The sequence below is a fragment of the bacterium genome (assembly GCA_019695335.1).
Taxonomy (GTDB): Bacteria; CLD3; CLD3; order SB21; family SB21; genus JABWBZ01.
Genome location: JAIBAF010000013.1, coordinates 57,708 through 70,331, shown reverse-complemented (window position 1 = coordinate 70,331; position 12,624 = coordinate 57,708). Strand labels below are relative to the sequence as shown.

The window sequence follows — 12,624 nt, the reverse complement described above, 5'->3', positions numbered from 1 at the left end:
AACAGTTCCATCGTTTACTCCACTGATCCGGATTTCAAGCCGGAAGAAGAACCGTCCGAGCAACCGGTTTACACCAAAAGCCATGAACTCAGACTTTCCTTGGACCGTAAACAGCGTGCGGGAAAATCGGTCACGATCATCGAAGGATTTCGCGAGTCGATCGAAGACATCGAAGCGCTGGCGAAAAAACTTAAATCCAAATGCGCGACCGGCGGCACGATCAAAAACCGCGTGATTGAAATCCAGGGCGATCACCGCGCCAAAATCGAAGCCGAACTTAAATCGTTCGGTTACAAAGTGAAACGCGTCGGCGGATGAGTGATTTACACTTTTTTTATGTAAAATGAACCAATTCGTTTATGGTACATACTCTGAAACGAGTTCGGAGTAGACAAGAATATCTCTTACCAACGAGTTTAATTTAAATATTGACCCTGACCCGCGATTTGCTCAAATTATCTCCGTTACTGCTCCAATTTATTTCACATCCAAAAGACCCTTGATAATAAATTAATTGAATCGATTATTTTTTTTAATTCTCAATTTTCTATTTTCCATTTTTTAAAGGAGGTTTCGTATGCAGCTCGGATTTGTCGGACTTGGCAAAATGGGCGGCTTCATGGTGCAGCGCCTGCTGAATGATAAACACGATATCGTCGGATTTGATCTCAGCGCCGACGTCGTGAAACAACTTGCATCCAAAGGTATGACGGCTTCTTCTTCCATCGAAGACATGGTTGGAAAGCTCAAAGGCCGCAAAGCCGTGTGGATCATGGTTCCCGCTGGAAAGCCTACGGAAGACACGGTTCAACATCTGGTTGGCCTGCTGAATAAGGGCGACATCATCATCGACGGCGGCAATAGTTATTACAAAGACGATGTTCGCCGCGCCAAAGAATTACAAGCGAAAGGCATTCATTACATCGACGTCGGAACCAGCGGCGGCGTGTGGGGTTTGAAAAACGGTTATTGCATGATGATCGGCGGAGAGAAAGACGTGTTTGATCATCTCGATCCGATTTTCAAAACGCTGGGGCCGGTCGACGGCTATGCCTACATGGGCGCGAGCGGTTCGGGCCACCTCGTCAAAATGATCCACAACGGCATCGAATACGGTATGATGCAGGCGTACGCCGAAGGTTTTGAAATCATGAAAAAATCGGAATACGGATTGGACCTCGCAAAAATCGCCGATCTGTGGATGCATGCATCCGTCGTGCGTTCGTGGCTGCTGGAATTGACTGCGGAAGGATTGAAACAGGATCCGGAACTGAGCGCCCTCAAAGGCTGGGTAGCGGATTCCGGCGAAGGACGCTGGACGATTTTGGAAGCCATCGACAAAGACGTTCCCGCGCCGGTCATCACGGCATCACTGTTCGAACGCTTTCACTCGCGTCAACCGGATAGTTTTGCGGCGAAAATGCTGGCCATGATGCGCAATCAATTCGGCGGACATGCCGTTAAAAAATAAGGGAATTCATGGGAAACATTTTTCTGTACCTATTGCTTGGAGCGGTTGCCGGAGTTTTTAGCGGATTGATTGGAATCGGCGGTGGCGTGATCATTGTGCCAGCGCTGATTTTCCTTTTTGGAATGACGCAGCATCAGGCGCAAGGAACGACGCTGGCGCTGCTGGTGCCTCCGATCGGATTACTGGCTGCCTGGACGTATTACAAACAAGGATATGTCGACCTGAAAATTGCCGCGTTCATATGTCTCGGTTTTGTTCTTGGCGGCTGGTTAGGAGCTAAATTCGCGACCGGTATTTCCAATTCCGCTCTTGAAAAAATTTTCGGCGCTGTGATCATTCTCATCGGTATCAAAATGTTGATAGGTCGGTAGTTAAATTTTAAAAGGTGTTGTATGAATGCGGTGCAAATGGATGCGGCTTTACGAAAAGTACAGGCCGATGAAAAAAGCGGTACGTGTTCGATTATCATTTTCGGCGGATCGGGCGATCTGACGCGCCGCAAAATTCTGCCGGCGCTTTTTCAGTCGGCGAAAGAACATTTACTTCCGGAAAATTATACCATTGTCGGCGTCGGATTGCCTGCGATGAGTACGGAAGAATACCGGAAAGTCGTCGATGAATCGCTGCATAATTTTGCCAACGCGGCGGCGGCCGATCAATCGTCGTTGAAAACTTTTATTGAAAGCGTGTATTACGTCGGCGGAGGATTCGACGATGAAGAAGTATATAAAAATCTCGATCAATTATTGCTGAAGAACTGCCAGGACCGGAATTGCAAAGATAACCGTTTGTATTATCTTTCGACGCCGCCGAGCGTTTTTCCGACGATCACGCGCCGCCTCGCCGAAAACGGGATGTCCCGCGTAAGCGGTTCGCATCACTGGCGCCGGTTGATCATTGAAAAGCCTTTCGGACGCGATCTCGAATCGGCTCAAATTTTGAACCAGGAAATTGCCAAAGCTTTCGAAGAATGGCAGGTGTACCGCATCGATCATTATCTCGGTAAAGAAACCGTTCAAAATATTATGGCTTTCCGTTTCGCCAACGGTATTTTCGAACCGTTGTGGAATAGAAATTATATTGATCACGTTCAGATCACCGCGGCGGAAAGTCTCGGCGTTGAAAAACGCGGCGGCTATTATGAAGAATCCGGAGCGCTGCGCGACATGATCCAAAATCACGTGATGCAATTGGTCGCGCTGGTTGCGATGGAACCGCCGACCACGTTCGATGCCAACGCCGTGCGCGATGAAAAAATAAAAGTACTGCGCGCGATCCGGCCAGTTAAAGAAGATCAGGTCGATCAGTTTTGGGTGCGCGGTCAATACGACGCCGGCGTGGTGCAGAATGAAATGGTCGAAGGTTACCGCAAAGAACCCAATGTCGATCCCAAATCGGCAACGGAAACGTTTGTCTCAGGTAAAATCCTGATCGATAATTGGCGCTGGGCGGACGTGCCGTTTTATATTCGCACCGGCAAAAGAATGCCGCGGCGCGACAGTGAAATTGCGATTTTCTTCAAACGCACGCCGCACCTGATGTTCTCGCGAACCGAACAGGAAGACGTTGCTCCGAATGTTCTCATACTGCAGATCCAGCCGGATGAATCGATTACGATGAAATTTGAAGCTAAAGTTCCGGGTCCAACCATGCAGTTGAAATCGGTCGACATGCAATTTTCCTACAATGATGCATTTAACGTTGAAATTGCTGAAGCATACCAACGTTTAATTCTCGACTGTTTGCGCGGCGATGCGACGTTGTTTATGCGAAAAGATATGGTGGAAGTGGCGTGGTGGTTGGTGATGCCGATCATTAATTATTGGAAAAAAACCAAACCGAATGATTTTCCCAATTATCCGGCCGGAACGTGGGGACCGTTGGCTTCGGATTTATTGCTCGCCAAAGACGGACGGCGCTGGCGCACGCATCCGTAAAAACTTTTTGTAACCACGAAGATACCATGCAAGATACCAAGTTCGAACTTTAGTTATTTCTTGTCGTTCTCGACTGGGCTCGAACTGACATCGTAGTGACAAAAAAAATTAAAAAACCCCGATCACGCTGACCGGGGTTTTGATTTTTTTTAATTTTATACTTTTGTGCCTTGATGTCTTTGTGGTAAAAGAACTCCTATGGTTCAATCTGCGTGTGCAATCCAATTTCCTCAAGTACGCCGCTGACGCGCAAACATTCGCTTAATTCACCTTCATAACAAACGGCTTTGCCGGTCGTGTGAACTTCCCATGCCAGCGCTTCGGCTTTGGCGGAAGTACATCCGGTGGCTTTGATCAATTGCCCGATGACTTCGTCAAACGTATGAACGTCATCATTGAACAAAATGACGCGCATCGGTGAATCGAGCGTCGTGGAATCCGACGGTGATTTTTCCGTCTTCGTATGTTCATCCACAACGGGCGAAATCATTTCCAAAACGGATTTCATGCTTTTTTATAAATTAAAATCAGCGCGGAAATCTTCAATGTCCATTACTTTCTTTGTCGTTTCCAGCCAGTCGCGGTACGCGCGTTGTTGTTTGGTATTCAATAACTGTGTTTTCAGGTTTCGGCGCGCTTCCTGATAAGCGGTTTCTTTAAATTCATCACGGTAATTGATTTGCACCAGATACGCTCCGCGATTGCCTTTGATCGCATCGGCAAAAGTGCCAACCGGTAATTGAAACAGTACGCCGTTGACTTTCGTGTCGCGGCCGACGCCTTGAATCGAACTGGAGAGAGTAAAATTAGATAAATCGCGGATCGTCACCGACGTATCGATCAAACGAACTTCGTCGATTGATCGGGCTTTAGCGCGGTAATCCTGAGCTTTTTTGAAAGCAAGGTCTTTACGTTTTTCTTCAATAACCGCGTTTTTGACTTTTTCACGGACAGTTTCCAATGGCTGAATGCCTTTTTTCGAGCGGCTGATCGTTTTGAAAATCGTAAATCCGAGATTGGTTTTGAACGGGCGAGTGGTCACACCGACTTCATTGCTGAAAATAAAACGAACAACGCTGCGCAGACGGTCGGGGAAACCGGCGATCATACCGACGTCGTTATTGACGATATCGACCGTAGTGTCCGGCTTTAATTCAAATTTTCCTGCGAATTTTTCCAGCGCTGCATCGAAACCGGTTTCTTTAGCGACGTCGTAAAACGCATTGGCATTTTCGCGTGCTGTTTCCACCGTTGTCTGACTGGGTTCCATTCGAATCAGGACGTGACTTGCTTTGACGCTGTCCTGATTTTTATCTTTAGGATTATTTTTGAATTTCGTTTCTTCGATTTTGATGATATGGTAGCCGAATTGCGTTTCGACCGGTCCGATAATGTCTCCAGCTTTGGCTTTGAAACAGGCGTCTTCGAATTCCTGTACCATACGTCCGCGTGTAAACCATCCGAGAGAACCGCCGCTATTGGCCGCGCCCGGTTCGCTGGAATAAGTTTTGGCTAGTTCTGCAAAATCTTTGCCTTCCAGAGCTTGCTTGCGGACGTCTTCAATGCGCGTAAAAACTTCCGCCGAATCATCTTTCGTCGGCGCATCGTTGAAAGTCACATAGACCATTTTAGCTTTTTCTTGTTCTTTATAATCGTCAATGTGCGCGTCGTAATACGATTTGATTTCATCGTCGCCGACCGTGATGGATTCCATGGGAAAATCAGCGGGGCTGAAATAGATAATTTTGCCGCTGAGTTTAAGGTTACGACGCATGTATTCCTGGCGCAATTCGCTCTCGGAAACGCGAATGGATGATGAAATCAAACCCTGGAGTTTGACCAACGGTAATTGTACGCGAAGGATGTTTTCAATGGACGCCCATTCTTTGGCAAAAGCCGGATTGTTCAGCGCTTGCAGGTATTTGTTCTGATCAAATTGTCCATCCGTCTGGAACGAGGGACTTTGACGAAGAAAATCAGGCGGATTATTGCGTAAATGAAAAACGACTTCGGAATCGCCGACCGCGATCGCGTTCCCTTTGATAAAATCGCGTAGCAACATTTCTTCGGTAATTTGTCCCCAGATCTGGTCGCTGACTTGCTCCATTTCCGATTCGGATAAAGATTCGTTTTTCTGTTGTTGCATTTGCTGAATCTGATTGTAATATACCGTCTGGAAGTCCGCGTATCGAACGTCTTCGCCGTTGACTTTGCCGATAATACCGCGTTTGGTGCGGGCGATGTCGGAATAATTGGCGCCCCACTCGATCACAATCAACGCGATAAAACAAAAGACCAATACCCACAAAAGAATATGGGTCTTTTCTCTGATTTTCGTCATCATAGGATGATGTCTCCTCGATCTATTGGTAGTAGTTGTATTGCCGTAATCGTATGAACAGTATTTTAGGGCACGAAAATACTATAATTGCCAGAAAAAATCAAACTTTTAATTGAGAAATTTTACAGCGGCAAAAGCCATGAAACCTTATAAATACAAGCTTTTTAACGGTCGTTCGTTTACGGAACCAGCAACAGATTGTTCATGCCGTTGTAATGGTCGTTTTCTTTGCGGTGGTTTAACGGATCTTCGATCCACAAGCGATCGTCGATAAGGAATTTATAAGCGTATTGCCCGGCGGAAAGCCGCGGGATATCGGCGCGCCAGACCCCGTCACTGATTTTTTTAAGCAGAATGGTGTCTTTCTGCCAAGCGGTAAAATCGCCAAGCAGGCAGACTTTTTTAGCCGTGTGGTTGTGGTAGTAAAAAACAATACGGTCATCGAACACCTGAGGTGAATCGGTTTCGACCGCATGCGTCTCTCGTAATGCCTGCTGAACGCATCCTTTGGCATTGATAAGACCGAAACCTTGTTTCTCCGGAGCCAAACCAGGCAGTCGTCGCGCGGTCGTTTCGATGATCATTTTGATCAATCCGGGCGTCAGTAATGGGTTGGCTTCCAGCATTTGTGCAATGATGGCCGATACGATCGGCGCTGCAAAAGAAGTTCCATCGACGTGCTGATAATACGGGGCAAAAAATTTTTCAGTCACCAGTCTTTCCCGAATGGCTGCTTTGACTTGTTTTTCGGGCAACGTTAATATTTTCGGATCCAATTTAGTCCGGCGAATAGCGGCACGTAATTTTTTCTTTAATAATTTGGCTGGAGTATTATTTAATTCGTGCAAAATTTGTGATTCATCAAACGTTTCATTGTCCAATACTATCGGCGCCGGCAGCAATTTTCCCGGAGCGACGATTTCCGGTTTTACAAAGCCGTCAGTTGTGCGGCCATACGATGAACCGTAGTCGCCGAAAAGATTAGAGTTCTCGGAATTTTTATCGTCGATACCGCCTACGGTAATCACATCGGGACAACTGGCCGGAGGTATGACCGGGGCGCCAGGATTATTACCGGTAGCGGCAACCACCGTGATGCCCAACGATTTTAATTTGCCAATGGTCTTGCAAATAGAGCTACGCAAAGCTGTATCGTTGCGGTTACCGCCGAGAGAGATATTCACGATGCGAATGGTGTGTGCTTTATGATTTTTTAAAACCCATAATAAGGCGCGGTGAATATCGGCGGAGGTAACTTTTTTGCCGTCGAAAGCTTTGATCAAAACAACGTTGGCATCCGCCGCGATGCCGCGGTAATATTTTTTCGAAAAAAAACCGCTGCCACAGGCCGAACAAGCTACCATCGTTCCGTGCCAGCTCGAGGGCCTCACTTTTAAAAAATCTTTTTTGGAAAATTTCTCACGCGTGACGTCAACCATGGCCAGTATGCGCGGATGGGGTGTGATCAAATCCGGGTGAGGCCAGAAGCCGCTGTCAATAAAAGCAATTGTCACGCCTTTGCCGGTGTAATGCGCATCAGAGTGGATCCGGCGATAAATCGGCAGAATCGAATATTTTTTAGTTAGTTTAGCTGGCATTGTTCATCATTCGGATTGTCGGACGGTTCGTGAAAACTGGAAACAAAAAAACCATCCCGATTTCGGGATGGTTTTTCAAACGAGATTTTAAAAAATTCTAGTAACCTTCTTCGGCCTGGATTTGTCTTTGTTTTCTGATAGCTCTCAAGCGATCGGCTTTTTTTCTTTCGCTTGGTTTGGTATAATGTGCGGTCTCACGCAATGTCCGCATCAAACCGGATTGTAAACATTTTCTTTTGAAACGTTTGAGCGCTTTGTCGAATGATTCATTCTCTCCAACTTGCACCGTGATCATAACTCTCTCCTTTGCCTTCGGAAATGTGTTTTTAATTTTTATTTATCAAAAAAATTGAATTGAAAATATTGAATTTACTTCCTCTCTCCAACGCAAGGAAATTTAATGATTTATTAGGCAAATGCAAGGAAAAGTTTGAATTCATGAGGAATTTTAAAAATGGGGACGGAATTGCGGAAAAAAATAAACCCTCGAGAAAAATCTCGAGGGTTTATTTAATAACTAATTCTGCTTATTTCAAGCGAATCAAAATACCCAAATTCACACCAATAGTAGTTTCTTTAAGCGCTTTGGGTGAAGTTTTGTCAAATGCTAATTCACCAAATAATGCGCCACCTTCCATCGGCCAATATTTAACACCAACAGCACCGCCGAACGTCAACGGAGCATCTTTACCGCCGGCTTTACCCAACGGGCCATCGCCTAAACCTATATTGACATGAGCGCCAACATATGGCCACATTTTTTCTTTAGCAGCAAAATGATATTTACCGTTTACATCAATTGCTAAAGAAAATTTATCGCCAAAGAATGCTTTTCCACCGTCTCCACCAAATTTCAAAACTTGGAGGCCACCACCAACTTCTATGGCTGGCGTCATAAAATAGCCAAAACCAAATGCTGGACCGATTGTAGAAACTTCTGATTCAGATTGATTTTGGAAAAGCGGACCGCTCATGGTGAATTCGACCATACCTTTGTCAGGCATCTGAGCAAAAGCCGTTGCTGCAACTAGCAGCATCGCTAAAGATAACATCGTTATCTTCTTCATGTTTCTTTCTCCTTAGTTTAGTTAGCATCAGCTCTTCCACAACTCATGGAAGAGGTTTCATTCAGAATCCTATAATGAAAGAAATTTCGATGGAACGTCGTTAATAAGGTTGGGCTAAATAAGGTAAACGAGTTTACCACTAGAACGAATTTTTTTACCGCAGGTTTCGTATAAAAATATAGTTCGTTCAACATTGAAGGTTCAATGTTATAATAATATGTTATATATAACGTTAAAAATTGATAAACGCAACTGGATTTTTTTCAATATGTTTCGCAAATGTTATCAAAAGTAATGCCATGTTACTTTTCACGTTCATCATAATCTTTTAAATGTTTATTTTTACTGCAAAAATCATCATATTTTATCTATTAGTATCATCATTGACTTAACTTAAGTTGTTTTTGTGTGTCAAATTGTCGCAGAGCACGGACAGCGTTACAGGTTTGACAAAACAAAATGACAGGAGCTTTATTTGCTAAGACTATTTTTAGTCGTTTTATTATTATTGGGGCTAAATGAACTTCATGCCGCCGACACAACGATCGTGACCATCGTTTATACGAATAATAATAATGGAAATCTTCATCCGTGTGATTGCGGTGAAGAACCGTTGGGTGGTCTTTCCCGCAGGAGAACCATGTTGAATCAGTTGCGAACTGAAAATAGTAACCTATTGGCAGTCGATGCAGGTGATTTTCTTGATGCCTTCGGATTTGCACCTGAACAAGACAAAAAAGTTATCCGTTTGTATGAATTGCTGGGGTACGATGCGGTGAATATCGGCGATCAGGAATTTGCTAACGAAACTCAGTTCATTACGAATGAACTGCTCACATCGAAATTACCTTTGGTTAGCTCGACCTTAATGCGCGACGGTAAAGTCATGTCCATTCCATCCTATCGTATCAAAACGATAACAGGACTGCGATTGGCTATGATTGGTTATACGCCGCCATCATCGTTTCATTATTTTCCAAAAGAAAAAAAACTGGAGTATCAGGCCGATCCCGAACGATTTAAATCCGTTTTAGAACAGGCGGCGTCGCAATCGGACGTGATCATCGTGTTATCGCAGGCAGGCTATGATGAAGACATCGAACTGGCCAAAGCATATCCGCAAATCGATGTTATTGTCGGCTCTCACTCGCAAACGGAAATCAGAGAAAATATCCGCATCGGAAAAACGATTATTGTTCAGGCCGGTGCGTACGGAAGTTATCTTGGGAAATTGGATTTACATATTAAAGATAAACGTATCGGTTCGTTTGCGAACTCGCTAATTCCTCTCAATTCAAAAATCAAAGACGATGCCGAATTTCATAATATAATTGATCAGTTTTTGCGAAAGTCCAAGTCCTCGAAAAGCCGCTAAATGCCCTGGATTGGGTGGGGTTACAAATTGACTTTCAAACCCATTTTATGTATTATACAGGCCAATTTAAACAATTTCCAAACAGACCGTGTCTAACATTAAACCTAAAATAATTTCTTTACCGGTACTCGGACAAAACCGCTCCCCGCTATCGAATGGAACAAAAAAAGTCAACGTGATTTCTTTGGGCTGCCCGAAAAATCAAGTTGATTCCGAAGTGATTCTGGGAAATCTCAAACATTCCACGATCGTGGAAAATGCCGATCATGCCGATACCGTCGTGATCAATACCTGCGGATTTATCGAAAGCGCCAAAAAAGAATCGATCGATACGATCCTGAAAGCCATTGCATGGAAAGAGGCCGCCGCCAAAAAAGGTATACGCAAAGAAGTTATTGTGACGGGCTGTCTCTCAGAGCGTTACAGAAAAGAGTTAGCAGGCGAGATGCCGGAAGTCGATGCGTTTTTCGGCGTGCACGAATTTGATAAAGTAACCGAAAAAATTGAAGGACATTACCAACAGGTTTTGTTTACCGAACGCGTTCTGCTCAATCAGAAGCATTACGGTTATTTAAAAATTTCGGAAGGATGTAATCAACGCTGTGGATTTTGTTACATTCCGATGATTCGTGGCAATCTTGTCAGTAAAAGCATCGATGACAATGTTCGCGAAGCGCAAATACTGGCATCCAAAGGCGTGAAAGAATTGATTTGCGTTTCACAGGACACATCGTCGTATGGGTATGATTTCGACCGAAGCGCGCCGAATTTGAGAAAAAACGTTCATTTGATTCAGTTGCTTGAAAAACTGTCGCATGTGGACGGTATCGAATGGATTCGCGTCATGTATTTATATCCGTCGATGTTTTCGGATGAATTAATCGAACACTTTGCTCACAATAAAAAAATATGCCGTTATGTCGATCTGCCGGTGCAGCATATTTCCGATAATATGTTGAAAGCGATGCGTCGTAATACGACAAAACAACAAACGACGGAATTACTTCATAAATTACGCGAAAGAATTCCGGAAGTGGCGTTGCGTACGTCGATTGTCGTCGGGTATCCCGGCGAAACGGAAAAAGATTTTCAGGAGTTGTGCGATTTTGTATCGGAATTTAAATTTGACCGGCTTGGCGTCTTTACGTATTCTCATGAAGAAGGAACCTATTCGTACGATCTGAAACCTCAAATTTCCGAAACACTTAAAAAAGAACGTTATAACCGTCTGATGGCGATGCAACAAGAAATTTCTCTTGAAAACAATCTGGGTAAAATCGGTAAAACATATAAAGCAATCATTGACGTCAAAGAGCAGGACTATTATGTTGGACGGACGCAGCATGATGCGCCGGAGATCGATAATGAAGTGATCATTAAAACCGAGCGACAACTGGAGCCCGGCCATTTTGTTGATATTAAAGTAACGGATGCCAGCGAGTATGATGTGTATTCGGAATTGGTTTCAACTCATTCATAGGAGCATTTTGTGAAGACATTCAGAGTATTAGCTGCAATTGTAGTGGTCCATTCGACGATGGCGTTTGCACAAATCGGCAAATCGGCAGGCGGCGGGCCTTTTTTCTTTATGGATGCCGCTAATTTTGCAGCTAAAGACACCACCAAAGGACGGATCGAATCGTTTGTGAAAGTGGCCTACAGCGAACTTCTATTTGCGAAATATCAATCAACATTATATCGTGCGCAATATGAAATTACGTATACAGTCAAAGACAAACAGAATAATTTGGTTAAACGGGAAGTTCAAGATCGTGAAATTATAACGGACAAATTTGAAGAAACAACTTCCGATTTACGATTTCATTTCAGCCGTATTACGTTGCTGCTCGATCCGGGCGATTATTTGCTCGAAGTCATGATCACGGATAAGGAAACACAAAAATTCGGTCAACGTAAATTGGATATTCCCGTCAAAACGTTTCGGGATAAGAAAATCGGCATCAGCGATTTGATTTTTGCCGATCGCATTCAGAAAGATTCGTTGGACGATATTGTCAATATCGTTCCTAACGTTTTCAAAAGCTTTGACAATGAATTCAAACGATACCTGGTATATTTTGAATTGTATAACAGCCGGTTTGCCTGGAAATATAAAGATAGTTCCGGCAATCTCCCGTCCGATCGGGACCGGATGACATTGAAATATAAGATTCTGGATAAAAATCAAAAAATTGTTTTACAAGATTCAACAGCAAAAGAAGTATATCAGTTTCAGACCTTCAGTTCGATTGAAATTGACAAGAAAAATTTATCTTATGGAAAATATGTTTTGGATGTGACAGTTTCTTTTGGTGATCAAAAAGTCTCAAGTAAAGCCGTTTTCGACGTTCGCTTGTCGTCCTTTACCAATCCGACGTTGTCAGGAACAGGATTCGATCTGGATAATGCGATCAAACAGATGCGACACGTCGCACGCGGCGCCAACTTGTCTAAAATCATTAAAAGCTCGCAGGAAGAAAAAGAAAAGTATTTTAATGATTTCTGGAAGGCCAAGGATCCGACACCTGAAACCGAGCGCAATGAAATTATGGAAGAATATTACCGGCGAATCGATTATGCCAATCGTTATTTTACTTCGGGATTCCGTGAAGGATGGGAAACGGATCGCGGAATGGTGTTTGTGATTTTGGAAGCGCCGGATGATATCGAACGGCATCCCTATGAATCCAATTCGAAGCCTTATGAAATTTGGTATTATTACCAAGCTAACCTGAAATTGGTGTTTGTCGATTTCCAAGGAATCGGAGATTACGAACTTTACAATCGGCAGGACTTTGAAAATTATGTTTACCTTCATTAAATTTTTATTGCAAT

At 44.0% G+C, this 12,624-nt stretch carries 12 protein-coding genes; 7 read left to right on the top strand and 5 right to left on the bottom strand.

What is annotated here, in order from left to right; translation table 11 throughout:
• The first annotated feature begins 9 nt into the window (after positions 1-9).
• The 4 genes from K1X84_05275 to zwf all read left to right on the top strand — a co-directional run bounded on the left by K1X84_05275 (position 10) and on the right by zwf (position 3,408).
• A complete protein-coding gene (locus K1X84_05275; protein MBX7151029.1) occupies positions 10-318 on the top strand; it encodes a translation initiation factor in 309 nt (102 codons plus the stop codon).
• A gap of 259 nt (positions 319-577) precedes the next feature.
• Positions 578-1,471: a decarboxylating 6-phosphogluconate dehydrogenase gene (gnd, locus tag K1X84_05270; protein ID MBX7151028.1), complete on the top strand. Its 894-nt coding sequence runs from the start codon at positions 578-580 to the stop codon at positions 1,469-1,471.
• Positions 1,472-1,479: 8 nt separating this feature from the next.
• Positions 1,480-1,842: a sulfite exporter TauE/SafE family protein gene (locus tag K1X84_05265; GenBank protein MBX7151027.1), complete on the top strand. Its 363-nt coding sequence runs from the start codon at positions 1,480-1,482 to the stop codon at positions 1,840-1,842.
• A gap of 36 nt (positions 1,843-1,878) precedes the next feature.
• Positions 1,879-3,408 (top strand): glucose-6-phosphate dehydrogenase, encoded by a 1,530-nt coding sequence (gene zwf, locus K1X84_05260; GenBank protein ID MBX7151026.1) that lies wholly within the window; start codon positions 1,879-1,881, stop codon positions 3,406-3,408.
• 196 nt (positions 3,409-3,604) lie between these two features.
• On the opposite strand, the gene K1X84_05255 is transcribed toward zwf, so the two are convergent.
• The 5 genes from K1X84_05255 to K1X84_05235 all read right to left on the bottom strand — a co-directional run bounded on the left by K1X84_05255 (position 3,605) and on the right by K1X84_05235 (position 8,414).
• Complete coding sequence (locus K1X84_05255; protein ID MBX7151025.1) at positions 3,605-3,916, bottom strand: ATP-dependent Clp protease adaptor ClpS; 312 nt, start codon at positions 3,914-3,916, stop codon at positions 3,605-3,607.
• Positions 3,917-3,922: 6 nt separating this feature from the next.
• Positions 3,923-5,752, bottom strand: a complete 1,830-nt coding sequence (locus K1X84_05250; GenBank protein MBX7151024.1) for a peptidylprolyl isomerase — start codon at positions 5,750-5,752, stop codon at positions 3,923-3,925.
• A gap of 176 nt (positions 5,753-5,928) precedes the next feature.
• Positions 5,929-7,347, bottom strand: coding sequence for a S8 family serine peptidase (locus K1X84_05245; GenBank protein ID MBX7151023.1), 1,419 nt, complete (start codon positions 7,345-7,347; stop codon positions 5,929-5,931).
• 97 nt (positions 7,348-7,444) lie between these two features.
• Positions 7,445-7,642 carry a 30S ribosomal protein S21 gene (gene rpsU, locus K1X84_05240; GenBank protein MBX7151022.1) on the bottom strand — a complete coding sequence of 66 codons (198 nt, stop codon included), beginning with the start codon at positions 7,640-7,642 and terminating at the stop codon, positions 7,445-7,447.
• 232 nt (positions 7,643-7,874) lie between these two features.
• Positions 7,875-8,414: a hypothetical protein gene (locus K1X84_05235; protein ID MBX7151021.1), complete on the bottom strand. Its 540-nt coding sequence runs from the start codon at positions 8,412-8,414 to the stop codon at positions 7,875-7,877.
• Between the two features lie 475 nt (positions 8,415-8,889).
• On the opposite strand from K1X84_05235, the gene K1X84_05230 reads away from it, so the two are divergent.
• The 3 genes from K1X84_05230 (at position 8,890) to K1X84_05220 (ending at position 12,610) form a co-directional block, all read left to right on the top strand.
• Positions 8,890-9,789 (top strand): hypothetical protein, encoded by a 900-nt coding sequence (locus K1X84_05230; protein MBX7151020.1) that lies wholly within the window; start codon positions 8,890-8,892, stop codon positions 9,787-9,789.
• A gap of 112 nt (positions 9,790-9,901) precedes the next feature.
• Entirely contained in the window at positions 9,902-11,269 is a 1,368-nt protein-coding gene (gene rimO / locus K1X84_05225) for a 30S ribosomal protein S12 methylthiotransferase RimO (protein ID MBX7151019.1), read from the top strand.
• Positions 11,270-11,278: 9 nt separating this feature from the next.
• Entirely contained in the window at positions 11,279-12,610 is a 1,332-nt protein-coding gene (locus tag K1X84_05220) for a GWxTD domain-containing protein (GenBank protein MBX7151018.1), read from the top strand.
• The last annotated feature ends 14 nt before the right edge of the window (positions 12,611-12,624 follow it).